Annotated in this window: 22 protein-coding genes; 1 reads left to right on the top strand and 21 read right to left on the bottom strand. The window is 46.4% G+C overall.

The genetic code is table 11. The features are described from left to right. Positions 1 to 9 precede the first annotated feature (9 nt). The 17 genes from ASL11_RS30585 to ASL11_RS30505 all read right to left on the bottom strand — a co-directional run bounded on the left by ASL11_RS30585 (position 10) and on the right by ASL11_RS30505 (position 19,815). Positions 10 to 1,764, bottom strand: a complete 1,755-nt coding sequence (locus ASL11_RS30585; RefSeq protein WP_235550627.1) for a cache domain-containing sensor histidine kinase — start codon at positions 1,762 to 1,764, stop codon at positions 10 to 12. Between the two features lie 137 nt (positions 1,765 to 1,901). Then, positions 1,902 to 3,266 carry an ABC transporter substrate-binding protein gene (locus ASL11_RS30580; protein WP_056623338.1) on the bottom strand — a complete coding sequence of 455 codons (1,365 nt, stop codon included), beginning with the start codon at positions 3,264 to 3,266 and terminating at the stop codon, positions 1,902 to 1,904. Positions 3,267 to 3,812: 546 nt separating this feature from the next. Then, positions 3,813 to 5,063, bottom strand: coding sequence for an MFS transporter (locus ASL11_RS30575; protein WP_056623335.1), 1,251 nt, complete (start codon positions 5,061 to 5,063; stop codon positions 3,813 to 3,815). Between the two features lie 4 nt (positions 5,064 to 5,067). Next, the gene (locus ASL11_RS30570) at positions 5,068 to 5,682 is read right to left on the bottom strand and encodes a nitroreductase family protein (protein ID WP_056623332.1); all 615 of its coding nucleotides are present in this window, start codon (positions 5,680 to 5,682) and stop codon (positions 5,068 to 5,070) included. A gap of 34 nt (positions 5,683 to 5,716) precedes the next feature. Then, complete coding sequence (locus tag ASL11_RS30565; protein WP_235550626.1) at positions 5,717 to 6,769, bottom strand: ABC transporter substrate-binding protein; 1,053 nt, start codon at positions 6,767 to 6,769, stop codon at positions 5,717 to 5,719. A 44-nt stretch (positions 6,770 to 6,813) separates the two neighbouring features. Continuing rightward, positions 6,814 to 7,149, bottom strand: a complete 336-nt coding sequence (locus tag ASL11_RS30560) for a 4Fe-4S dicluster domain-containing protein (RefSeq protein WP_056623328.1) — start codon at positions 7,147 to 7,149, stop codon at positions 6,814 to 6,816. Further along, positions 7,146 to 8,750 carry an FAD-dependent oxidoreductase gene (locus ASL11_RS30555; RefSeq protein ID WP_056623326.1) on the bottom strand — a complete coding sequence of 535 codons (1,605 nt, stop codon included), beginning with the start codon at positions 8,748 to 8,750 and terminating at the stop codon, positions 7,146 to 7,148. Before ASL11_RS30555 ends, ASL11_RS30560 begins: the two co-directional genes overlap by 4 nt. 178 nt (positions 8,751 to 8,928) lie before the next feature. Beyond that, positions 8,929 to 9,270 (bottom strand): 4Fe-4S dicluster domain-containing protein, encoded by a 342-nt coding sequence (locus ASL11_RS30550; RefSeq protein WP_056623323.1) that lies wholly within the window; start codon positions 9,268 to 9,270, stop codon positions 8,929 to 8,931. Next, positions 9,267 to 10,862 (bottom strand): FAD-dependent oxidoreductase, encoded by a 1,596-nt coding sequence (locus ASL11_RS30545; protein ID WP_056623320.1) that lies wholly within the window; start codon positions 10,860 to 10,862, stop codon positions 9,267 to 9,269. Before ASL11_RS30545 ends, ASL11_RS30550 begins: the two co-directional genes overlap by 4 nt. A 22-nt stretch (positions 10,863 to 10,884) precedes the next feature. After that, the gene (locus ASL11_RS30540) at positions 10,885 to 11,742 is read right to left on the bottom strand and encodes an ABC transporter permease (protein ID WP_056623317.1); all 858 of its coding nucleotides are present in this window, start codon (positions 11,740 to 11,742) and stop codon (positions 10,885 to 10,887) included. 41 nt (positions 11,743 to 11,783) lie between these two features. Then, the gene (locus ASL11_RS30535) at positions 11,784 to 12,596 is read right to left on the bottom strand and encodes an ABC transporter permease (RefSeq protein ID WP_056623314.1); all 813 of its coding nucleotides are present in this window, start codon (positions 12,594 to 12,596) and stop codon (positions 11,784 to 11,786) included. Positions 12,597 to 12,616: 20 nt separating this feature from the next. Continuing rightward, the gene (locus ASL11_RS30530; protein WP_056623312.1) at positions 12,617 to 13,393 is read right to left on the bottom strand and encodes an ABC transporter ATP-binding protein; all 777 of its coding nucleotides are present in this window, start codon (positions 13,391 to 13,393) and stop codon (positions 12,617 to 12,619) included. Positions 13,394 to 13,696: 303 nt separating this feature from the next. Beyond that, entirely contained in the window at positions 13,697 to 14,365 is a 669-nt protein-coding gene (locus ASL11_RS30525) for a hypothetical protein (protein ID WP_056623309.1), read from the bottom strand. Between the two features lie 152 nt (positions 14,366 to 14,517). After that, positions 14,518 to 15,861, bottom strand: coding sequence for an ArsB/NhaD family transporter (locus ASL11_RS30520; RefSeq protein ID WP_056623308.1), 1,344 nt, complete (start codon positions 15,859 to 15,861; stop codon positions 14,518 to 14,520). A gap of 386 nt (positions 15,862 to 16,247) precedes the next feature. Continuing rightward, positions 16,248 to 17,096: a DUF2935 domain-containing protein gene (locus ASL11_RS30515; protein ID WP_056623304.1), complete on the bottom strand. Its 849-nt coding sequence runs from the start codon at positions 17,094 to 17,096 to the stop codon at positions 16,248 to 16,250. Between the two features lie 99 nt (positions 17,097 to 17,195). After that, a complete protein-coding gene (locus ASL11_RS30510; protein WP_162261685.1) occupies positions 17,196 to 18,737 on the bottom strand; it encodes an AraC family transcriptional regulator in 1,542 nt (513 codons plus the stop codon). 337 nt (positions 18,738 to 19,074) lie between these two features. Continuing rightward, entirely contained in the window at positions 19,075 to 19,815 is a 741-nt protein-coding gene (locus tag ASL11_RS30505) for an SDR family oxidoreductase (RefSeq protein WP_056623296.1), read from the bottom strand. Between the two features lie 171 nt (positions 19,816 to 19,986). Between ASL11_RS30505 and ASL11_RS30500 the strand changes: the two genes are divergently transcribed. Next, entirely contained in the window at positions 19,987 to 20,562 is a 576-nt protein-coding gene (locus ASL11_RS30500) for a TetR/AcrR family transcriptional regulator (protein WP_056623292.1), read from the top strand. Between the two features lie 147 nt (positions 20,563 to 20,709). Here ASL11_RS30500 and ASL11_RS30495 read toward each other — a convergent pair whose 3' ends face one another. The 4 genes from ASL11_RS30495 to ASL11_RS30480 all read right to left on the bottom strand — a co-directional run bounded on the left by ASL11_RS30495 (position 20,710) and on the right by ASL11_RS30480 (position 24,057). Further along, positions 20,710 to 21,786 carry a Gfo/Idh/MocA family protein gene (locus tag ASL11_RS30495; RefSeq protein WP_056623289.1) on the bottom strand — a complete coding sequence of 359 codons (1,077 nt, stop codon included), beginning with the start codon at positions 21,784 to 21,786 and terminating at the stop codon, positions 20,710 to 20,712. A 12-nt stretch (positions 21,787 to 21,798) separates the two neighbouring features. Continuing rightward, on the bottom strand, positions 21,799 to 22,509 hold the full coding sequence (locus ASL11_RS30490; RefSeq protein WP_056623285.1) for a metallophosphoesterase family protein: 711 nt from the start codon (positions 22,507 to 22,509) through the stop codon (positions 21,799 to 21,801). A 137-nt stretch (positions 22,510 to 22,646) separates the two neighbouring features. Continuing rightward, positions 22,647 to 23,228 (bottom strand): nitroreductase family protein, encoded by a 582-nt coding sequence (locus ASL11_RS30485; RefSeq protein WP_056623282.1) that lies wholly within the window; start codon positions 23,226 to 23,228, stop codon positions 22,647 to 22,649. Then, positions 23,209 to 24,057 (bottom strand): ABC transporter ATP-binding protein, encoded by an 849-nt coding sequence (locus ASL11_RS30480; protein WP_056623280.1) that lies wholly within the window; start codon positions 24,055 to 24,057, stop codon positions 23,209 to 23,211. The genes ASL11_RS30485 and ASL11_RS30480 overlap by 20 nt, the downstream gene beginning before the upstream one ends. Positions 24,058 to 24,066: the final 9 nt, after the last annotated feature.

Below are 24,066 nucleotides of genomic sequence, written 5' to 3'. Positions count from 1 at the left end.
TCTCAGTTGTCAGCTCCTTATTAGCGGCAGGATCAGGTTAAGTTCCGTCCCCTCACCAAGCTTTGAATACAGCTCTAAATGAAATTGCTTACCATAATTCAGTCGACATCGTGATAAAACATTGCGAAGTCCGATACTCTGCCCCTCGGTACTGAGGATTGCTACAGGATCACCCATCTTGATCTCTTCCCGTAGATTTTGAACCAATTCCGGTGACATGCCAGTGCCATTATCCTTCACGGAGATCAGCAATTTATTCTCTTGCAGCTTCGTCCTTAGGGTAACCCGCGCAACGCCATCCTTCTCTAAACTATACTTCACCGCATTTTCGACCAGAGGTTGAATGATGAATTTGGCGATCAAGAAATGGGCTGCCTCGGGATCTTCTTCGATCACAATTTGCAATCGCTCCTCATGCCTCAAATGAAGGATGAACAAATAATCCCGGATATACGCCATTTCTTCTGCTACTCGAACCAAATCACTACCCAGGTTAAGCGAGTATCTCATCATTTTGCCCAAAGCTTCCGTCGCATCCATCACAAGGTCTTCCCGCTTCATCGCCGCCAGACCACTAATGATTTCAAGCGTATTATTATAAAAATGCGGATTGATCTGCAGCAGCAGTGCTTTGTACTCGGCATTTTTCCTACGTAAGTTCGTCTCGAACTCTGTCTCGATTAAATAGCGCAGCCGATGGGTCATCTGCTCGAAAACCCTTGTCACATAGTTCACTTCACTATGGCCCTGGCCAACCTTCGGCATCATGTGCAGCGCCTGCTGAAACTCCCCGCGCTCTACATGTTTCATTGCTCTCCCCATCACACTCAGCGGCTTGGTAATACCTGCGGACAGCCAAAAGGCTGCCAATATCGCAACGATTAGCAACAAAATACTAACGACAAGCATCGTTTGGCGAATGTGTGTGATTTTTTCATACAATTCAGCCTCAGGCACACTCCCGATAATCGTCCAATTCTGAGCAGGCAGCTTGCGGAAAAAGAGCAGATTCGTCTCTCCTTTCGCCTCCATTGGGAAAATTCCACTAGCTTCCCCGTCATAACGTGCATCAATCAGCTGAAGCCCATTCCCTAGCATGTCCTTGTCTTCAGACAGATTCTGATCCAGCACACTGTTGCCGTCATGCGTCAGCAAAACGACCTTCCCTGTCTTCCCTACATGAATCTTTTCAATGGCATTGCGAAGCAGGGTTGTTGGATAATTCACTTTGATGAAGCCCATATTTTTTAGCGATTGTAATTGTACGAGTGGGAAAAGGAAGCTATTAATCGATCGAGCTCTCATAAAATCATCCGACTGATCGACATCCTTGTGCGCGGTCGTCCAACGCTTGTTTTCATGAATAAAATCCTGAAACCACGCGCTGTTCTTGTAGGTTCTGTCTTGTGTCCACACACCGCCAGCATCTTCGGCGAACGCACTAATGGAAATGCCGCTGGAGTTGTTCACCCCATAGGAGGAGAAATACTCCCGCAATCGTTGCTTCGTGAGCACTCGTTCCTGAATGGTGCTATCTGGGTTCAAATGAACGGTCAGCCAGTCCTGTGTGACTCGGGAGCTCATTACCTGATTGCCTGTATCCTCCACTTGTGTCAACAGCGTCCCCACATGCGAGGCGAACTGCTCGATCGTTTGAGAGGTTGAAGCTTCGATCGACGACTTGATTGACTTGGTCGCTTCCTCACTAAGGATATAGGCCAAAGTGGCAAAAGGGAGAAGCAGTAGAACCGAGAAAACCGCCATCAAACGGCTCCTCAATGAGAAAAACATGATATCCCCCCGTTATGTCTGATTCTTTATATCATACCTCTCAGCCGTCTGACGAAACAACGACAAAGAGACGATCATCGAAATGATTCGTCTCACTTATCTGGAATTGCTTACTTCTTCTGCTGTGCTAGGACATCTGCGTACGCTTTATCAATTGTCGTAACGGCCTCTGCGATAGACGCATCAATGTTTCTTTTGCCGATCGTGACATCCTCAAACATTTTGTTCACAGCATCTGACATTTGCGGGAAGATCGGCGTGATTGGACGTGGTCTGCCGTACTTCTGATTCTGAATAACGAAGATGTTCTTCGGATATTCATTCAGCTCTGGGAACGCCTTTGCAGAAGAATAACGGGATGGGATATCTTTCGTCATACCTGCATACGTTTTCTGACCTTCTTCACCCGTTACCCAGTTGATAAACTTCCAAGCTTCATCTGGATGCTTACTTTTCCCTGAAATACCGAGGGCCCAGCTGCCGTTGGCTACCGCTTGCGCTGTTCCTTTTGGCAACGGTGCAATATCATAGTCTTCGCCCAACTTGAAATTAGGGAATTTCTCCTTCAAATTAGCCAAGGACCACGAGCCGTCAATCGTAATGGCCAGCTTGCCGTTAGGGAACGGATCCGGCGGGTACTCCAATGCAGATACTTTATCTTTGTTGTACAAATCGGAGAAGAACTGTACGGCTTTTTTCGTTTGCGGTGAATCTAGGTAGCCTTTGGACGTTTTACCATCTGGGCTCATGATCTCGCCACCCAGCTGCCATATAATCGGATACTTGAAGTAAGCTGTACCTCCCGCGTTACCAAAGCCCTGCGCAGGATCGATACCAAAGATCCCCTTCGCTGGATCGTTCACTTTCTTGGCAGCATCCAAAACTTGATCCCATGTCCACGGTTCATCGGGGTTTTTGGAAGGAAGCGGAATGCCTTTCGCTTGGAATAGCTTCTTGTTATAGAACATCGCAATCGAAGACTCGGTTAGCGGTGCCATGTAGATTTCATTTTGATACGTGTAAGTAGCTAGTGTTGATTTCGGAACATCATCCATATTGCCATCTGCCTTGAAGTACGCCGTCAATGGCTTAAGAGCTCCCGCGTTGGCATACGAACCTACGGTTGGTGCATCTAGCGCCATGATGTCAGGTGGACTTCCAGAAGCGATGGATACACGCAATTTCGTATCATAATCCGAGTATGGAATCGGTGTCATTTCCACGGAAATATTTGGATACTTCTGCATAAAAGAGGCTACTAACTTGTCATAAGCTGCATTCTCTGTATCATTCCCCGAGTTTCTCCAAAATGTAAGTTTTACTTTTTCTTCTTTTTTCACGGCTGTGTCTGTTTGGCTTGGTACGGATGACGAAGATGTGCTTGCTGTGCCTCCACTATCACTTTGGGAAGAACATCCCGCCAACAAGCCACCAACTACGATAGCGCTTACGACTGTTTGACTGAGCTTTTTCATACGATTATTGCCCCTCTCAATACTCTATTGTTGTTCTTGTCATCATCTTATCAAAGGGGACGAAACATTAAATTCAAAATGCTCTGCTTCTAACTTATAAAATTATCATGCTTAGGAATGAAAGTAAAAGGGGAGGTGTTGGCGGGTGCTGGGTGGGAGAGGAACTGTATGCAGCTGACGTGGGACTTGGGGCGCTAATTGGAATTAAACATGCTAAATTGAGATGAAGGGGAACGTGCGTGCACTATTGGAGCATTTTATCGGCTAATTGCAGCACGAGAGGAACGTCAGTTCGCTATCCATCCAATTAAGGTGTGTTTTCCCTTTGTTTCTCGGGAATAAGGCATCCACGTTCCCCCTCTGCGTGAATGTAGCCATTTTCGCAAAAATAGCGCATCCTCGATCCCTTTCGAATGTGCTTCGAACTACTGGAAGGCTGTCGATTCTGTTGTATCTACAATAGTCTCCTTTAAAGAAACGCAAAAACGAACCCCCTAAAGGGTTCGTTAGTCTGGATAGCGGTTCCAGAACAGGTTCTATTACCAATCAACCCACTGTGGTCGCACGCTGGCCTGCTTGAGTTACTTCCATCTCTGCCTTCCGCGATGGGTAGCTTCCAATGTGAAAAGCTTGCCAGCAACTAACGCCAAAGACGAGCATAGCGGTAATAAACCAGCCACGAATGCCGAAATGAGCGACGATAACGCCACCGAGCAGAGGCCCAGTTAGGCAGCCAAGGAACATCCATGAGTTCACCATGGCGAAGGTCTGCCCCTCCATCCCCTTGCGGACTAGGCCTCGCACCTGAGCTTGAATGTTAGGCATCATGCCCGCCACACACAGGCCGAGCGTAAACCGACACGCAAGGATGAGCGGATAAAAGTGCGTCACAGCTTGCACGATACAAAGGAGAAACGCGGTGCTGGTCGCTATTTTAAGCAACAACAAAGGTCCTACGCGATCGGAGAGCATGCCCAGCAACGGGGAGAAAATGATAACGGCGAGAGAGGTCGCCGATAAGGTGATGCCGAGCAGCCATTGATCGTTGAGAAAGGCGAGCGTATGCGTGGATTGCCGCACGTAGTAAGGGATAATCGGATTCGTCCCGACTAGTGCGAAATTAATGCATAGGCTACTAAGCAGCAACGAGGGGAGCGGCTTCATCCGCCAAATGTGCTTCCAGTCCGTTAGCAAGGTGCTCCGTTCCATTTTAGATACAACAGGTGCACGTGGTCCTTCTTTGACAAAACAAAGTACGCTGACGGTCGCAAGCAAAATGCACACACTCATTGCTGGATAGGCGCCTCGTACCGAGTAAAATGTAAGCAAAGAGGACGCAATCAGAGGTCCGATTAGCGATCCGGTCTCGCCCATCATTTGCATGGTGCCAGCCGAAACGCCAACCTTACTCTTGGCAGCTCCAATCAAGATCAGCACCATGGTGAATGGCAGGATGCCAGTAAAACAGCCCTGTGCCAATCGCAGCAATGCCAACTGCCAAGGCTCGGTGGCAAATGACATGCAAGCCGTAACGAGGGTCATCCCAAATCCAGACCATAGCATCACTGGCTTACGCCCGTAGCGATCTCCGATGCGCCCAAGGAAAGGCATGAGCAGCATCATAATCATGAAATTGGCCGAGAATATGGCGCCTGACCATATGTAAAGCGAATCCCCACTCACATGCCCAACATCCTGAAGGAAGCTGGGCAAGAGGGGAACGAACATGCCGTGCGCGGTTGATACAAGCAATTGTACAGAGAGCAACGCTGCAAACTGCCGATTCCACGAGTCCATCGAACTAGAAAGAGCCTTCGATGATACTCTCGCTCAATGCGCGTCGTCCATTCGGCAGCTCACGCTGCCCAAAGTCTTCGGCCAACGTTTCACGTGCTCCACGGTAACCCAAAGCAATCACGGCATGAAGTTCATACTCCGCTGGAACTTGAAGTACTTCACGTGCCTTTTCTCTGTCATAGCCGCCAACAGCGCGTGTAGCCAGACCTAACAAGTTCGCTTGAAAAGCAATGGAAGCCCAAGCTGCACCTGCATCAAACGCATGTGCACCACTTGGTTCACCATCCTGACGGAACTTGTTAGACAAGATCAGCAACAGCACAGGAGCATGCTTCGTCCACAATTGATTGTTCGGCTTAATGAACGATTGAAACTTCTGTTTCTGCTCCTCTGTTTGGGCGACTACGAATCGCCATGGCTGTAGATTCGAGCTGGAAGGTGCCCAGCGAGCAGCCTCCAGTATCGTGTACAAGGTCTCATTCGTTACTTCTTTCTCTTCAAAAGCACGCGACGACCAACGGTTCAGAAACAGCGGATGAACAGGATAATCCGCCTTACGATTGGCCTCCACTTCAGGGGTTAAAACAGCTTGATTATCGACTTGTGCTGATACAGTCATCTTATCATTTCCTTTCCGAATAGGCGTGTTGCCTTTATTTAAGTAACCACTGATTCAGATCAAAATCCTTCTCTGCTAGCTTCTCTTCAACCAAGAATTTCTTCGTTCCATCAAGCAGCTTCACACCATCATCCTTAAAATTAACATCTTTAATCGTCTCAATCGGTGTAACCTTCTTGTTCAATTCCGGCGTGAACCCATTTAACTGAGATAAGAATTGGTAATATTCATCTGGCTTGGATTGTAAATCCTTGAGCGCTTTCTCCCTAGCTGCATTCCACACTTTCGGGAAATCAGGGAATTTCTTCAGGTAGTCCTCGGACACAACCGTAACGCTGCCTCCGATTAAATTTGGATGCTTGGTGGCATCATCGATCAATGGGAACCCATTCTCAATTTGTTTCAGAGCAAAGATTGCACTATTCGTCATCGCGTCCACTTCGCCACGAGACAATGCTGCTTCACCATCAGGGCGCAGCATATGGATAAACTTCACGTCGGGTATATTTTGTTCTTTCACAAGGCCGGCAATATAGCGGTGCATGAAGGAGCCCTTTTGAATTGCGATCGTTTTACCTTTCAAATCGGCAATGGTCGTTGGTCCACCTTTTTTGCCAATCAAGTAACCTATATTGTCTGTTGTGTTCTGGGTAATCGCTCTTGTCTTCGCTCCCGTCGAACGAGCAAGCATCGCTGGCGTATCGCCCAAACTGCCGAAATCCAATCTGCCGCTGATTAAAGACTCGCTTTGATCAGGTCCGTTCGGGAAAGCTACCGGCTTAATTTCGGTGATGCCGTATTTTTTGAGTTCCTCTTGGATAATGCCTTTGTACAAGCCCCAACCCTCAGCTCCACCCGGGAAATTCAGCTTGTTCGTGCCAATGTATCCGTAATTGATCACTGCTGGTGGTTGTGCCTTGGCTGTTCCGCCGCTTGTAGCTGCTGCACTAGCACCTGCCGTCTTGGCACCTCCATCGGAATTGCCACAAGCCGCTAAGAAAGCGACCATAGCTGCTAACATCATAACCAAATGTGTGGTACGGAAAAGTCCGAATCCCCTTTTACTCATCTTCTGTCTCTCTATCATCTTTCATTCTCCTTTCAAATTGACCACAAAAGGTACCCACTGTCTTACCCAATAGAAGTTAGTTTCGCTAATTCATACATATAAGGATGTTCGGCGACTGGTTTACGCCCTTTCCCCCAGCCTACTTTCTCCCGATAACCACCAAAGAATCCTTGTTCATCTAAGCTCTCTTCGCTTACATGCATCAGTCCTTCAGCGTCTGGCGCCACATAGAGCGCATCCGCTGGGCAATACAGTTCGCACATGAAGCAGGTCTGGCAGTCACTTTGCCGAGCAATGACCGGAATCCCATTTTCCACACGATCAAATACATTCGTCGGGCATACCGACACGCAGAGGTTGCATTCTACACATTTGGACTCGCTGACTAACTCAATCATGGGGTAACAGCCTCCTTGTTCACTTCAGCCTTTTTCGTCCATACCTGATCCAATCCTCCGCTAATTAAGCGGTACCCTTGCGCAGCATCAGTCTCTGGGAAATCCTCACGCTTATGCATCCCTCTCGTTTCAGTACGCTCGCGTGCCGTGTTGTACATAAGACGGGCCGTTGCTGTCATAGCCGCCGCTTCACGATGACGAACACCTGCAATATCTAGCGTCGTCACACGTTCACGCAAGTCGTTCCAAAGTCCATCCAGTCGATTGATTGAGCCTTCCAACCCTTTCTGCGTACGGAACAAATTGCGGTCATATGGCATGACTTCCTCTTGTACCGCTTGAATGGCTTCGCCTGTTTTGCTTAAAATTTGACCCGATCCCGACTTCGTGAACGTTGTCGTTGAGACGCTTTTAAGTGTACGATTATCCGCTTTATCTCCAAGATCCTTGGCAAATTTCGCAGCACCTTCCCCTGCAAATGAACCGGAAGACATCGCCCAAGCCGCATTATGGCTGCCACCTCCTGTGAAACCCCCACAGATCAGCTCACGCGTTGCAGCATCGCCAGCTGCATATAAACCTGGAACAATGGTTGAACATTGCTCATCCACAATGCGAATACCGCCAGTTCCACGCACCGTGCCTTCTAAGCGAAGGGTCACAGGGAATTTATCTTTGAACGGATCAATGCCAAGTCGGTCGAAAGGCAAGAAGAAATTCGTTTGATTCACACGCAGTAAAGGACGAATCTCTTCCGGCGCTTGATCCAAGCTGGCGTAAACCTGACGGCCTTGCAGCAAATTCCGCGCAATGATCGAGCGGCCACGTTGTGACCCTGCGCCTTCTACAATGGAGCCATCTTCGTGATAGAAGGAGGCATAGCGGTAATAGGCTGTTTTGGTTACGGAAGAGAAAGTCGGGCAGATCGCATAAGCATTCGAGAATTCCATTCCAGAGAAATCAGCGCCGGCCTCAGCAGCCAATAGATAGCCATCCCCGGTTAACACGTTCGTACCTAATGCTTTGCTCAAAAATGCACAACCACCTGTCGCAATCACTACCGCTCCTGCACGCACCGTCCAGGTCTGCCCACTCTGCGTTCTCACGCCAGTTGCACCGCCAACGCCATGCTCATCGGCAAGCAATTCGAGCACAGGACTGTGATCGAGGATGCGCACGCCAGCTTTTTGAACCAATTTGCGCATTAGCTTCATATATTCAGGCCCTTGCAAACCGCGCTTATACGGATCGCCGATATCATCCTTCGGAAACGGATACCCCAGGGAGCCTAGCTTGTTCATGTTCTCATAGGTTCGATCGAGCACGCGATTCATCCAAGGAACCTCCGCCAGCTTACCGCCTAACAGATAGCGACTCGCTCTGGCTTCTTCTCGCAGCTTCTCGTCCGGCTTTACATACCAAACCCCCGTACCCGATGGTGCTGTTGCTCCACTCGTTCCACAGTAGCCTTTATCCACCAAGATTACCTTGGAGCCATTCGTTGCAGCCGTTAAGGCCGCCCATGTTCCCGCAGGACCTCCGCCAATTACCAACACATCCGCAATAAGTCCCAAATCATTATCTTCCAAAACCTTTGCCATCTACATGACCTCCTCTAATATGAAAATAAAAAGAGGCATCCCTTATGTAGGAACGCCTCCGTGTGTACGGTTGGACAAGGTATGCAATTGTATGTCGACAAAACCAAGTTGTTTACTATGATTAAACACATAGTAGCACCGTATTTCAAACTCGTCAATACTATTTATTACGACTAACTTACCGTCTTGAAGGTAAAATGCGATCTATAAACGGTGTTGTATCCAACTCCGCCAGTGTCGTTCGTCCCTTACCCCAGCCGAGTGTTTCTCGCCAGCTGCCCAACAGATTGGCCTCTATTAACTCCGCTTCCGTCGGTACTTCCTCCAAAGGGGATTCAAACGGAGATACATACAGAGCATCTACGGGACAATACGCCTCACAAATAAAACAAGTCTGGCAATCTTCCTGCCTTGCGATGCTCGGAATGCCATCAGTCCCTTTATCAAAAACGTTGGTTGGACACACCTTTACGCAAAGCGTGCACCCCACACACCGTTCCGTACTTACGAATTCAATCATCGTGCCACAACCTCCTGATCTGCCGCCAGCTCTGTGCGCAGCTCAATCTCATCAATACCAGAGACAATCAGGCGATACTGCTGCGCAGGGTCTGTTTCCGGATACTCCTCAAGCGAATGCAAGCCCCGCGTCTCCTTGCGTGCGAGCGCAGCGGTGTACATCCACCTTGCCGTCGCGATCATCCCAGCGACTTCACGTGCGCGAACCCGACCCTGCACCGTAGGGTGCACGGCCTTCCCCCGCAAGCTCGCCCACAGATCGTCCAATCGCGCCAGCGATTGACGGATCACGGGCTCACTGCGGAAATAATTGATGTCCAGCGGAAAGACCTCCCGCTGGACAGCCTCAACCAAGCCCCCCGCATCGAGGATGCGATCGGGGGCTGCATCTGGGTCGACCAGGCCGTAACGGCCCGCTGGTCGCAAATCTCTTGCGCTGCGCCCTAGTGTCAGCGCATGCTTCGCAGCTCCGGCACCGGCCCACGTGCCGGAGGAGATGGCCCAGGAGGCGTTGAACGCGCCTCCGCCTGACTTGGCACCCGTGACGCGTTCACGGGTGGCCGCATCGCCGGCGGCATAAAGGCCCGGAACCGTTGAGGCGCAGCTCTCATCGGTAAGGCGGATGCCGCCTGTCCCGCGAACGGTTCCCTCATAGCGAAGCGTGAGCGGGAACCGCTCTGTGAAGGGATCGATGCCTGCGCGATCCAAGGGCACGAAGAAAATCGCATGCGATTTACGCAGGATTTGCTGCTTTTCTTCCGTATCCGCGTGGTTTAGCACTGCGTACACCGGGCCTTTGCTCAGCATTTTCGGCAGAAAATCCCCCGCTCTAGGGCCTCCGCCTTGCAGTACCGTACCATCCTCCGACGTATAAGTTGCCCAGTTCAGCAGCCGTCCACGAGTCACCGTACCGAAAGCCGCACTTGGCGCATACTGGCGCGTAAACTCCATGCCAGATAGCTCGGCACCAAGTTCCGTCGCCATCAGAACACCCTCTCCAGTGAGGACGTTACAACCCAACCCCTTGCTTAGAAAAGCACATCCACCTGTTGCAATCACGACGGCATTCGCTCGGATTTCCCATTCGGAATCATCTAAGCGTGAAATGCCTCGAGCTCCTCCAACTCCATGCTCATCGACGAGCAGCTCTAGGGCTGGCGATTGATCAAGGATCTTCACACCTGCCCGACTGACCTGACGACGCATTAGCTTCATGTACTCTGGTCCCTGCAAGTGATCACGCAAAGGAACGCCCTGCTCATCACGGCGAAACGGATAGCCCCACTTCTCCACTAACAGTAAGCTTTCATACACTTGATCAAGCACACGGTGAATCCAGGCAGGCTCTGCCAAGTACCCACTTTCTTTGTACCGCTGCTGGACTGCCTTCTCTCTCAGTTCAGCATCTGGCGGCAGGTACAACAAATTCGTGCCTCCAGGTGCCGTAGCTCCGCTCGATCCTAGGAATCCTTTGTCTACGAGGATGACCTTCGCATGCTGCTGGGCTGCGCTCCAAGCTGCCCAAGCCCCGGCAGGACCTCCACCGATGACTAAGACATCGGCGTCTAATTTCGTAATTTTGCCCGAGCTCATCGCAATCCCTCCTTGATGTATCCTAGCCTTGGAAGCTGTCACGCCAGCTCAGCCATCTTCTTTCTAGCCAACGTACAAGTGAATCCACAAGTTTCCCGATCACTGCAAAAATGATGACCCCAACGAAAATAAGCTCAGCGCTTGAATTTTGTTTCCCATAGTTAATAAGGAAGCCAATCCCTTCCTGCGATCCGATCAACTCGGCTACGACGAGACCCAGCCAAGAAATCGCTACAGATAGGCGTAAACCTAACAGAATGCCAGGCAAGGCGGCTGGGAGAATCAAGCGAAAAATTTGCTTCGACTTGCTGAAATTCAGTACTTTAGCAACCTCGAATAATTTGTGATCCACATTTCGAATGCCAAGAAAGGTATAGATATACATAGGGAAAAAAGCACCATTCGCGATGATCACGATTTTCGAAACCTCGCCGAAACCGAACCAAAGTATGATTAACGGCGCAATCGCGAGATGTGGAATCATGCGCAGCATTTGAAAGGAAGGATCCAGCATGAACTCCAGCTTTTGAACAAAACCAACTAAAAAGCCAAAGAGCAGCCCGATGGATCCTCCAATTAGAAATCCTATGACAGCTCGTTGCAAAGAAATCGACAGATGCTGGGTCAGTTCACCAGAAGCGATTAATGAACGAAACTCAGCGGCAATTTGTAACGGAGTTGGTAAATAGGATGGTGAAAACAGCCCCAAATCCCCTGATACTTGCCATATGACAAGGAGTAATAATGGCACGACCGCACCGATGACGAAATCGTTCACTCTCTCCCACAACCATTTGATCCGAACAAACTCTAACTTCTGTATTTTCGATTTCTCCATGCCTTGCGTAGCTTGGCTTAGTGCCTCGACACGATTGCTCATCCCTTCTCCCCCTTAGCTTTGTGCGTATATCCTTTTAGTGATCAGTGCCCTTTGTAGCTGTCTTGCCAGCTAAGCCATTTGCGTTCGAGCAGCCTTACAGCGGAGTCCGCAACAATACCGAAAACGGCAAATATGAGAATACCAACGAACACAACTGGTGTTTTGGAAAATTGGCGCGCATCCGACATCATATACCCGATCCCTGCGGTCGATCCCATTAATTCAGCTACAACAAGTCCAAGCCATGACACACCTAATGAGATCCGAACGCCTAGTAAGATATGAGGCAGCGCTCCGGGAATCGTTAACCGGATGATTTGCTTCCATTTGCTAAACCCTAACACGCGTGTCACATCGAAAAGCTTGTTATCCACGCCTCGAATACCCAAGAAAGCATTAATATAAAGTGGGAAAAAAGCCCCTTTGGCAATAAGCAGAACCTTTGCCGTTTCACCAATTCCAAACCATAAAATAAACAAGGGGGCGATCGCCAAATGAGGTACCATGCGAAGCATTTGGACTGTGGGATCTAGCGCCTTCTCCGTTCTACGAAATAAACCAACGAGAATGCCGAAGGCAAGACCCAAAGAACCACCAAGCAGGAAACCTGAAAGTGCTCGGACGACGCTAATTTTAATATTGTCATAGAGCTCACCCGTTTGAATGAGTCGAATGCCCGCGTTCATAATGCGAAGCGGTGTTGGGAATAGCAACGATGAAATAATACCCAAATGGCCTAGAAGCTGCCAAGTAAGCAATACAAGTATAGGTACCAAAGCGCCAAGAAGCACGCGATTAACTCGTTGCTTGTATCTCTGTTGATCAACACCTACCAATTGTCCTTGTTGGCTCATTGAGATCTCCCCCCTTCTCCTTAAATGCCGGAACTATCTATTAATTCTAGCTCTTCAATTTTCTCGAATTCACTAAGCACCTTAAGCCGCAGCTCCTGAAAAGACGTCGTCGTCTTCTTTCTCGGGATCGGCAGATCGATAGGCACAATGTTCCTGATGGCGCCAGGCCGTGGTTTGAGAATCACAACCCGATTGGCTAAATAGATCGCTTCATCAATATCATGCGTGACGAAAATCATCGTCGTTTTATTTTTTTGCCAAATATCAATCAACACTTCCTGCATGTGCGTTCGAGTAAAGGCATCTAGAGCACCGAACGGCTCATCAAGCAGCAGCACTTTCGGATTACGAAGCAAGGCTCTCGCTATGGCAACACGTTGAGCCATTCCACCAGAAAGCTCTTTCGGGAACGACTTCTGAAAGCCTTCCAGGCGGACGAGTTTAATGAGTTCATCCACTTTCTTGCGCACTTCAGGGTCTCTCAGCGAAAGGTCAGCGGCGATATTCTTCTCGACATTCAACCACGGAAACAGCCTTGGCTCTTGGAAAATGAAACCCTTGTCAATGCCTGGTCCTTGTATCACCTGACCGCCCAGTTGAACCTCGCCGGTATGCGTAACATCCAGTCCAGCAATGATCTTGAGCAGCGTGCTTTTGCCGCAGCCGCTGGGTCCTATGACTGTAATAAATTCCCCTTCTTTCACTTGCAATTGAATATTGTGCAAGGCTTGAACAGACCCTTTACTGGACTGAAAAGTTTTGTTCACATGCTCGAGTTTCAACAACGGTTGGCTCATCAGGTTCAACTCCTCTTTTAAATGAAAAAAAGACACTTTTCTCCCTAAAGAGAATAGCGTCTCCGTTCATACGGTGGTCACATTTCTAGAGTACCACTCTGGATGAAACTTCGTCAACCATAATTTATTATATTCCTATAAGTTTTATCGGATATAAAAGTTTATTCGTCTAGTTACTACCCCAAACGAACTAGCCCTTACTTTCATAAAATAAGGTGTGCGAATGCATAATTCAACCTTTTTTCGATCGACCTTCTCCCAGAAGGTCGTTTTTTTTATTTCCGCTGCAATACACTTCTTCAATCATGGTGTGTACACCGTTTTTAAATGCTGCAGATTCCAAATGACTTTATCTCCATTGGCATTAATCAATTCTACGGAACCATTCTCCACTTTGTGAAGTAAGCCTATTTTTTTTGTGTTATCTCCAAAGTCAAATACGACTAGGTTTCCTTTCAGTTTTTCACATTGTCCTTCAAAGGTTCTTGATAAGGATACGTTGATAGGATTCAAAGGTAGTGATTGATTATTTAGCGAGTACGGCGTGAGGTGAGCATGATAAGGAATTAACCATTTCAAGTGGTTCATAGACACAAATATGGCTTTATAGACAGGGGAGTAAAAGACAAAATAGTCATTCATAATACTAGTTAAATAGCCATGTATCGTTTTGTTGCCAGTTACATAAATCTCGACAAATCGACCCTTTGCATTATTTAATATCTTTCGAAATGAGAGGCTATCCTCTTGATAATCAATTGGCATTTCATCAGATATGAGCTCAGTTTCCATTCTGGACTCTGAATTCAATCTAACATTCTGTACGTTTACTAAGGGGATATAATAGAACTGTTGTTTATTAACCACAACCATAATATCAAGCCCTAAATCTATTATTTTACCCATACAGTTATTATTTCCAGAAATTTCAACAATCACTTGTTGACCAACAAATTGTTGAAGCACACGCATACGAATAACCTCCAGTTATCATCATATCTGCCGAATGAGAAAAACTTCTATCGAAGTACTTCGAGGATGAGCGACCGCGTTTCAAAGGTGGTTTTTATCGCCAATAAGAATTTGTTCTTCCGAGCCTCGGAAACTAATAAATTCTTATGTGGTTAAAAAATCCAGGATACCCAGAATGCTAGAATAACTAACGTAAAAATAAGAGTAATTGGAATGACTGTAATCGTCACCTTTAAGTACTCGGCCCAGCTCAACTTTACTTTCCCTTTCTTGATAATGTGCATCCACATGATCGTTGCAAGCGTCCCAATCGGTAAAATAAGGGAACCCATATCACTGCCGATAACACCAGCTAGATAAGAAATTTTTAAGGTAAGCGGGTCAAGACCCATGTTCGTCAAGGTTAACGTTCCTACCATTAATGCAGGATGATTGTTAAATAAATTCGATAATAGGGTAAGTAGAACTCCCATCATTAGGCTTGCATCAAGTAAACTGCCCGAAACAAGTGGTTGCATTAGCTGGATAAGCATTTGGGTTAATCCGATATTATGCAAACCATATATAATCACATACATACTGAAGGCAAAAACCAGTATATACCAAGGCATTTTTCTAATCATATCTGTTGGCGCAATTTTCAAATAATACCAACGCCAGCCCAGCAGGAAGGTAGAACCGATAACAGCCATTAATGGAACTGGAAAATGAATGAAAGAGGCAACAAATAGGCTTATTCGAACGCTGAATACGAAGATTAAGATATTACGCATGAATTTAGTTCTATTCTCTATCGGAATCGGCGACGAAATATCTTGCAGTGGATGTGTTTGGTGTAAGGCTCCTACTTTAATTGGTGCTAGTTTGCGAGGTAATACACGATAAAAACTGAAAAATAGAAGGATTGTAAGGAGTACAAGACCAAGTGAAGCAGGGACAAACATCATCGCTGTTTGCATATAGAGGTCCATATGAACAATTTTTAGCGCAATTAAATTGACAATATTACTTACACCAATTGGTGCGCTAGAAGCTGTTGCAACTAAAGCGCCGGAGAGTAAATAAGGAATTTTTTGATGGTTTTTAAGGCCTAATTGATGTAGCAGCATAAGTAAGATCGGTGTTGTAATTAATATACTACCGTCGTTGTTTACAAAAAGGGTCATCAGAAAACAAAATAAATTCGTGTACCAGAAAAGGCGTATTCCTGATCCTTTCGCTCGTTCTAGGAGCTTCTCTGCAGCCCAATTAAAAAAACCGAAGCTTTCCAAAACAATCGCCATAACAATCGTTGCCATAATGGTTACTGCTGCTCCACCTATGGTTTCAGTTATTTTACCCACGTCATGTATAGTAACACTACCGCTTAGAAGGACAAATATGGCTCCGACGGTTGCGGGAATAGATTCATTTACATTTGGACGAAAGATAATAAAAGCAATGGTGCATATAAACGACAAAATGGTGATAGGAATCATGAAATCTTGCAGCATCATAATTCAACCTCTTTTCGATAAGGTAAAATAAGATCTTAACGAAGATCTTATTTATCCACGTTTAACAGATCTCTCTAGTGAACATAAATCGCTTGTAAGTTACGGTTTTCTAGTTATTCCTCCCTCCATGATAGATGTCTTATCGTTTCATTAGCATAATATGTTCCTAAAACATAGTGGGGACTAGTTGTTTATACTATTTCTATAATAATTCCACTAATAGCACTGTATATTGACCTAGTAGTAGAAACTCGAGACAACTGCTTGCTAAGGCCATTGTCGCGAATCTATCATATCCTTGTCCCCTTCTGAAGGAGTGCCTACGCAAAGTAAAAAGCCACTTGCTTCAGCAAGTGACCTTTTGACCTATGGATGTCCCCTTACATTTAATGACCCAGATGCTCCTCCCGCATCCCAATGACTGGATTGCCTGTCAAGCACTGCTCGAACATATCAATGATCGCTAAGAAGCGTTCTGCCTCACGGAACACATGATCCGCCAGCAAGGGATGGATAATGCTCTTGATTTTGCAAGCTTCAATTAAATCGCGGGCTGTCTTTTTGAAATCACGCAGGGCAACGACTGAGACACGATTCTGGTCAAGGAACTGATCCAATAGGGGGTCGGTTTGGGATTGAGGCCTCATTCCGCTTAAATCAATAGCTTGAAAGAGGAGTTGGTCAAAATCATGACTAAAATTCCTTGCTTGTTCCACTAACTGACGTTCGGATGGATCCAGCAGGTGACCAATAAATTTGGCGTGATCCGCCATGATGCGTAAGAAGAATATATTTTCATCAATAATCGCGTCGGGTAACGGTTCTAATCGTCCTGTGTTTAATTCGTATAAACGATTTCGAAAATAGTTTGCCTCACGGCTCGTATGGTCGACTAATAATGGAAAGTTGTTACCGCCAGGCAGCTTGCATTGGATGATGAGTCCGAGAACTTTTCGTTTGAACGCCCAGATATGTGCAGCAGCCGAAGAAACTTCCGTATTGAATCGCCGAATTTGTTCAGGGTCTGTCAATTCGTTATACGCATGGGATCGACCCTCGATATGCTCAAAAATATGATAATAATGATTCGCTTCTTGAATCAACGTCGTATCCTCACATCGAAAACCCAGTTTGAGAAACAAGGAATGCTCCTTCATAATACGCGACCAGAACCGGATCTCATCCAATGAACGCATCACAAACTCATTTGACAATTCACGCACTCTCCTCACCATGATGTTCTCCTATCCCATGTATAATGAGCAGATGTCGTACATATGCTACTTCACCTCAATTAGGACAACTCATGTGGGTATTCATTGGTGCTTATTCCTTCAGGCATGCCATTGCAGCAAATGATCTAGGATTTGGTTCTGGCCGCTAGGGGCCCAGCTCATACTGATCCAATTCGGAATCACGCGAACCTGATTGTTCTGCACAGCCTTCATCGCATCCCAAGTGCTTCCTTTCAAGACATTCGCGTATAGGTTAGTTTCCTCTTGTGCCGTAAGTCTTTTATCAATCAGGAGATAATCCGTATCAAAGGTTGGCATGCCATCTACCGCAAACTCCTTCGTCCTCTCGTTCAATGGGACACAACTACCTGGCTTTAACCCAAGTTCTGAATATAGTAAGTGACTTAATGGATGGTCAACTAGGCCTTGCACGCGAATTCTCCGACTATATAGTCGGATTAAAGAGACACTTTGATGACCAATTGTATCCATTAACGCGTCTCTCGTAATTTTCAACCGTAGTTCCAATTGACTGAACGTTTGTTGAGCTTCTTTTTCCCGTCCAACCAACTCTGCAATCCGCACATAATACGCACGCCAATCCATGGAATAATCTACCATGACAGTCGGTGCAATAAGCTTTAATTGATCGTAAAGCGGAAGATGCCTATAATCTGCGATAATTAATTCCGGTCGATAGTTACGCAACCCTTCAAGTTGAACTTGTGTAAGCCTCTTATTCTCCTCGACACCTAACTCCAAGTGTCGGTAACCATTTAATTCGTAAGTGTCTTCAACCCCAAGGTCCCGTAAACAATCCTTATACCGAAAGCACGATGCTACAGCCACCTTCAATTGTTTCCTTTTTATATACATCGTAGGCGAAATGCCCAAGCTATTCTTAAACATGCGGCTAAAATAAAACTCATTCCCGAATCCAACAGCCGTTGAAATATCCTTAATCGAGGGATCGGACCGTTGCAATAATTCTTTCGAAAAATCGATACGAATGTGATTTAAATATTCGACAGGTGATATCTTCTTGGCTTTCTTAAAGCTTCTTGAGTAAGAAGTTGGCGTCAAGCCTGCGATGTCTGACAAGGTATCTAGTTTAATTTTGTGATTAAAATGCTTGTACATATACGTGATGCTTTGATCAATACCTTTTGACGCATCCTCAAGTTCAAGTGGTTCTGGCACTTCCTCCGGCATGGCTTGGATCAGACTTTGAAATTTGAGCTGAATACTTGGATCCTTAACTGACTTATATCGGCATTCTTCATGTAGCTGCTCTATGCTTTCGAGGTGCTGCTTCTCGTGTTTCAGTTGTAATTTGCCCGTCTGAAAGAGCGAAGAATTGGTTGCCGCATTGACATAATGCCAGCTGCCTTTCTTTTTGGCAAATGTCACGCGTCTAATGACTAGCACATAGAACTCGATGAATTCAGACTCCAACATCACTTCAATTGGTTTACTTCCAAGTAAATAGTAGGTCTGATTCGGCTTGATCGGTATGGCTTGATTATCGACACAAAGAATGCCCCTACCTTGTGTTACAACAAAGAGCATATCTCCTGGGATATTTTTTTTATACAGGGTATTCCGTTTATGGAAACGACGTCTACGTAGGGATGAAAGCATTAGAAGGGAATACTCCTGTCCTTGAACCGGCAGCATATGCAGCTTTAACCCCTTTCACGGTCAGAATCTGTGGTGAGAATGGTTTTCAGTAGACTTAGTATAATTGGTTTCCATTTACTTGAAAAGGGGTTATTGGGCGGCATGCCTTCGCGATTAGCTAGATGAAATACAGTTATTTCTGTTGGGATGTGAGGGAAATAAAAAAAAGTGACCCACAGCAACGGGCTGAGGGTCTAAGTTTATATATTTAAAAAGGGGGTCGAGGTTTATTATAGGCTACTTATATTAATGCCAGATGAAGATAAGATTTCAATTATATTACAATTATAACTAGCATTTAAGACAACGCGGTCGGTCTAACCATAACTTCGCTGATGAGCGTGTCATCGGGTTCATTAATGGCAAATGCAATGGCTCTTGCTATACTGTTGGGAGAAATCCCTAAGCCGCTTATTTGATTGGCGATTGCTTGCACTTCCGGGCTGGTAATGCTGTCAAAAAGCTCTGTCTTCGTCAAACCTGGCGCAATCAAGGTCGATCTGATACCTGAAGTCGCTGACTCTTCCAATCGAAGTCCCTCCGAAATGGCTCTAACGGCAAACTTGGTGGCTGCGTATACGGCTGATGTCGGGGACACTTGATACCCGGAAGTAGAAGATAGGTTGATGATATGACCAGACTGCTGCTCCCGCATGATAGGCAATACCGCGGCGATACCGTATAAAACGCCTTTGATGTTCACGTCGATCATGTGATCCCACTCGCCTACTCGTAATTCATTCATCCTGGAACTTGGCATGACCCCTGCATTGTTCACCAGTACATCAATTCGGCCAAACGCATTTAAAGCAAACTTGGCCAAATTCTGCATATCTTCAACAGAAACGACGTCTGCTTTTACAGATACGGCTTCGCCGCCCGCCTGTTTAATTTCATTTACAATCGTATGCAGGCGTTCCTCTCTTCTTGCAGCCAATACCACCTTCGCGCCACTTTGGGCCAACAATTTCGCTGTAGCTTCACCTATTCCGCTGGAGGCTCCCGTAATAATAACTACTTTATTTTGAATGTTTTCCATTGTTATATGCTCCCCTACTTGCAATATTGAACGCGTGTTGAATATTTAACGGCCGTTGATTATTATTATAGGCAGAAGCACGGATTACTCAATGGTTAATTGATACGTAAATGTTTCATATTCAACAACGCCCGTAGAAATGTTGATTAACTGAAGGAGGCAAATAAAGAAATGGAATCCGTTGTTAAGACCGACCGCCGTATACTCCGAACCAAGCAATCCATAACGAAGTCGTTTCTCGAGCTTTTTTCGGAGAAAGATTTTGAACACATCACCATTAACGAGATTGCGGATCGTGCCAATGTGAACCGCGGCACCGTTTATCTGCATTATAGTGACAAATACGATCTTTTGGACAAATGCATTGAAGAGCACATCAACGAATTGATCTCGTTATGTAAGAAACGGGAGCACGATACGGTTAGCCATGGAATGGTACAAGAGCCTAAACCTGTTTTTGATTACTTTCGTGACCATTTCCCATTTTTCTCAGCTATGTTTTCCAATCAGAGAGCCTTTCTATTCAGGGACCAATTGCTGAAATTTATCACAGTCAATCTGATGGTTAAAATGGAAAGGTCGGACAACACACCTATTATTGACAATGAGATCAAAGCCCAATTCATGGCCTCTGCTTTTATTGGCATTGTGGAGTGGTGGATACGTCATCACATGCCGCAATCCACACAATTTATGGCCGATCAGGTTCGGAATTTATTTGAAAATAATCAAGTTTACCCGAGGTAGTCTGGAATGGCTACAGAGTTCTGTCAAACTAAAATTAAAAAAGCCCCGAATCTATTTACACGATTCGTGGCTATACGGCGCTATTTAGAAACAATAATCGTCAGCATTTACTCCTCTGACTTATGTGGCTACTCATTCGTTTGAGTCTCACTCCGCCCAGGGTTGCGTCGTCGTTGTCAGTTCCTCGCCCGACTCAATAGCGGATTGCATCATGATCGATACATAATGGTCCTGCATCGCCTCTGCCAAGTCATAACAAGATGGCCCGCCCTGTACATAGTCCGCCATTCGAGACAAACTAGTAGCAATCGCGATCTCATCATCGGATAAACGCCCAGGAACAACTGGGTTTTCGTACACCCAATCTTCACCTGCGATAATCCCTTGGTGATAATATCCTTCCAAGTTACCGTTATGACCGGTATCGACTCTACGGAAATTGCCAGTGATAGGTGTTTTAAAATCCCTCAAATACCGGAACGTTTCATCCGATAATTCGCCACGGTTTCCGCGAACAAGGACACGATTTTGGCGAATCCAAGAGAAATACTGATCACCTGTAAAATCAAACAGCGCCAGTTGCTTTCCAAAACGAAGCGTAGCGATATCCTGCACCGAGTTGCCAATCTCTTCACTTTCCGGAGGCCCATTACGCCCCGGACCTTTCACGATTTCAGAGGTAAATCTCTGTCCGCTAATAATGGCGTTCTCGAATTGAATGCCAAGCAATTTTCGGATCAGACTGATGCCATGATAACCGTGAGCGGCCGATACTTGCACCTGAGAAACGTCACCTAATTTACCTGATCTCACGAAAGCAATACGTGCAGCATGCATCGGCTGATACAAATATTGTTCGGCCACCTGTACGCGCCCCTTTAGCTTGGACACTGACTGGTACAAGTCAATCATACCCGAGATGTCATTGGCCGGAGGCGTCTCTGTCAATACGGGTATGTTCCTTTCTGCCAGCTCCAGTATGCAGCCAGGCATGGCATCCCTCGAAACGCAAACAACCACGAATAGGAGCGGTCCGCTTGAAACAAAAGATTCCATGTCTCGGTAGGTTTTCACGCCCCATTTCTCCTCGATTTCCCTGCCTCGTTCCTCATCACGGACTAGCATCGCACGGACGGCGAAACGGTGAGGCTGCATTTGCGCAATGCGCAAATAAAATTCAGCTCTCCACCCTCGCCCTACAATTCCAAATTCGATTAAAGACATAACGGTTATCCCTCACTTTACGTTGTACACCACTTGACTTGGCAGTTCTAGACAATTCAATTGTCCACCATAAACGGCGCCACCATCGATGCCAATAATACGATTTACACCAAAATAAACATGATAATTATCCGAATCGCCGTGCAGTGTATCGGTGGATGAATGGCCGAAAACCACAATTTTTTCACCACTATACCCTGTATGAAATTCGCCACGAATCCACATCAGAGTAAATGGATCCGTTTCCGAAACAGGCACTCCTGGCTGCACACCGGCATGGACAAATATATAGTCATCCGTTTCGATATAGTGCTCCAGTTTCGTTATGAATGCCAAGTGCTCTGATAATATATCCGACTGCAGATCTGGTTTAGTGAACGACTCCGCGTTCTCATCGAGGGCATAATCAGCTTCCGTAAACCCATAGCTTTGTAAAGTCATATCGCCGCCATTGATTTGTGCCCAGCGTTTCCATGCCCGTTCATCCTGCGTCGTCAATGCTTTGATCATTAAATCCTCGTGGTTCCCTTTTAACACTCGCGCTCCGTCCTCTTTTAAAGCCATAACTCGTTCAATGACACCCTTGGCGTCTGGCCCTCGATCCACATAATCGCCCAGCAAAATCAGTTGATCTTGTTCGGAGTTGTATTGCGCGGCTGCTAGTAAAGCTTCGAACTTGGCAAGTTCGCCATGAATATCGCTAATGACAAGAATTCTTTCCATCTGTATCCCCTTGGTGTCTGGTTAAAGTCCCTTTATTATAAAAGGCCAAAGGCCGATCTGCAATTATCGAAAAACCCCCGAATCGCCTTAAGCGTTTCGAGGGTTTTTCTGGGGATGACTATTACTATTTTCCTATCCTATTTAGAATCAATAATCGTCAGCATTTCCTCGGCTGACTTTCGCGGTTGTACTTTGGGAATGGATGCTGGATATCCGACATGTAGAACGCCAACAATTTTCTCATCAGCCTGCAAGCCAACTGATTGTTGAAACTCAGCTTCATAATTATAGTTGTTCGTTTTCCACACGACGCCGAGCCCTTGCTCCCAGGCAGCCAGTTGGAAATTTTGGATGAGGGCGCAGACCGCGCCGTAGTCTTCATCCCATTGCTTTTGGCGTGTGTCTTCTTTCATAATCACAACGAGATGCGCGGGAATCGCCATGAAATCGTTCCATTTGGGTATCCCGTGTTTTTCTCTCATATCTGGGTCATCATAGGATTGGAGCATCGCATCTGCCAATGCCTTGCGTCCATCTCCTTTATACAAAATGAAACGCCAAGGCTGTCTATTCCCATGATTCGGTGCCCATACGGCTACATTCAGTAACGCCAGCAGCAATTCGTCCGAAACGGGATCTTGTTTGAAGTCACGAATCGTTCTTCTTTCTTTAATTAACGCAGCTACCGTTCCCATTGGTTTAACTTCGGATAAGCTCATGCTTCACTTCCTCCTCTATTTTCTTAGGTATGCGCTTGTCGGATTTCCGGCCTTTTCCTTTCGGAATACACATCGGTGTACCGAAGAACGGATCCCCGATAATTTCACATTCCATTCCAAAAACATGCCGGACAAGCTCCGAATGAATGACATCCTCTGGCTTCCCTTGGGCAAAGACGGATTTATCTTTGATCGCAACGAGATGATGCGCATATCGACAAGCGAGATTGAGATCATGGAGAACCATGACAATCGTGCGCTGTTCACGTTCATTAAGTTCAAACAACAGATCCAAAATATCCACTTGGTGAGCCATATCCAAATACGTTGTCGGTTCATCCAACAAGATGGTTTGGGTCCCTTGCGCGAGAGTCATTGCGATCCACGCCCGCTGACGCTGTCCGCCGGACAAGGAGTCTACCGCGGTTTCCGCTAATTCGGTCATTTTGGTCACCGCTAAAGCTTCCTTCACACATTGCTCATCTTCATCTGACCACGATTTTAGCCAGTTCTGGTACGGATACCGACCTTGTTTCACTAACTGAAATACCGTTAACCCTTCCGGAGCAATCGGGCCTTGCGGTAAGATCGATAAGCGCTTCGCGATTTCTTTCGTTGGAATTTCCGCGATATGCTTGCCATCCAGAATGATTTCGCCATGAGCTGGCTTCAATAAGCGAGCCATCGCACGCAGGAGTGTTGATTTCCCACAGCCATTAGAACCGATCAATACCGTAATCTTTCCTTTGGGAATAGACAGATTCAGACCCTCGATGATATTTTCGTTGCCATAGGTCAAATTAAGATTTCTGGTTTCCAAGGTTGGCACGCTCTTCAC

Origin of the sequence: Paenibacillus sp. Soil750, from assembly GCF_001428045.1 — a bacterium.
Lineage (GTDB): Bacteria > Bacillota > Bacilli > Paenibacillales > NBRC-103111 > Paenibacillus_E > Paenibacillus_E allorhizoplanae.
The sequence above is the reverse complement of the archived record's forward strand: the minus strand, read 5'-3'. Positions and strand labels throughout refer to the sequence as shown.

Bases quoted from the DNA above. Each gene is read 5' to 3' on its own strand.
- ASL11_RS30585 (WP_235550627.1), bottom strand. From the start codon at position 1,764: ATGGCGGTTTTCTCGGTTCTACTGCTTCTCCCTTTTGCCACTTTGGCC.
- ASL11_RS30580 (WP_056623338.1), bottom strand. From the start codon at position 3,266: ATGAAAAAGCTCAGTCAAACAGTCGTAAGCGCTATCGTAGTTGGTGGC.
- ASL11_RS30575 (WP_056623335.1), bottom strand. From the start codon at position 5,063: ATGGACTCGTGGAATCGGCAGTTTGCAGCGTTGCTCTCTGTACAATTG.
- ASL11_RS30570 (WP_056623332.1), bottom strand. From the start codon at position 5,682: ATGACTGTATCAGCACAAGTCGATAATCAAGCTGTTTTAACCCCTGAA.
- ASL11_RS30565 (WP_235550626.1), bottom strand. From the start codon at position 6,769: ATGATAGAGAGACAGAAGATGAGTAAAAGGGGATTCGGACTTTTCCGT.
- ASL11_RS30560 (WP_056623328.1), bottom strand. From the start codon at position 7,149: ATGATTGAGTTAGTCAGCGAGTCCAAATGTGTAGAATGCAACCTCTGC.
- ASL11_RS30555 (WP_056623326.1), bottom strand. From the start codon at position 8,750: ATGGCAAAGGTTTTGGAAGATAATGATTTGGGACTTATTGCGGATGTG.
- ASL11_RS30550 (WP_056623323.1), bottom strand. From the start codon at position 9,270: ATGATTGAATTCGTAAGTACGGAACGGTGTGTGGGGTGCACGCTTTGC.
- ASL11_RS30545 (WP_056623320.1), bottom strand. From the start codon at position 10,862: ATGAGCTCGGGCAAAATTACGAAATTAGACGCCGATGTCTTAGTCATC.
- ASL11_RS30540 (WP_056623317.1), bottom strand. From the start codon at position 11,742: ATGAGCAATCGTGTCGAGGCACTAAGCCAAGCTACGCAAGGCATGGAG.
- ASL11_RS30535 (WP_056623314.1), bottom strand. From the start codon at position 12,596: ATGAGCCAACAAGGACAATTGGTAGGTGTTGATCAACAGAGATACAAG.
- ASL11_RS30530 (WP_056623312.1), bottom strand. From the start codon at position 13,393: ATGAGCCAACCGTTGTTGAAACTCGAGCATGTGAACAAAACTTTTCAG.
- ASL11_RS30525 (WP_056623309.1), bottom strand. From the start codon at position 14,365: ATGCGTGTGCTTCAACAATTTGTTGGTCAACAAGTGATTGTTGAAATT.
- ASL11_RS30520 (WP_056623308.1), bottom strand. From the start codon at position 15,861: ATGATGCTGCAAGATTTCATGATTCCTATCACCATTTTGTCGTTTATA.
- ASL11_RS30515 (WP_056623304.1), bottom strand. From the start codon at position 17,096: ATGGTGAGGAGAGTGCGTGAATTGTCAAATGAGTTTGTGATGCGTTCA.
- ASL11_RS30510 (WP_162261685.1), bottom strand. From the start codon at position 18,737: ATGCTTTCATCCCTACGTAGACGTCGTTTCCATAAACGGAATACCCTG.
- ASL11_RS30505 (WP_056623296.1), bottom strand. From the start codon at position 19,815: ATGGAAAACATTCAAAATAAAGTAGTTATTATTACGGGAGCCTCCAGC.
- ASL11_RS30500 (WP_056623292.1), top strand. From the start codon at position 19,987: ATGGAATCCGTTGTTAAGACCGACCGCCGTATACTCCGAACCAAGCAA.
- ASL11_RS30495 (WP_056623289.1), bottom strand. From the start codon at position 21,786: ATGTCTTTAATCGAATTTGGAATTGTAGGGCGAGGGTGGAGAGCTGAA.
- ASL11_RS30490 (WP_056623285.1), bottom strand. From the start codon at position 22,509: ATGGAAAGAATTCTTGTCATTAGCGATATTCATGGCGAACTTGCCAAG.
- ASL11_RS30485 (WP_056623282.1), bottom strand. From the start codon at position 23,228: ATGAGCTTATCCGAAGTTAAACCAATGGGAACGGTAGCTGCGTTAATT.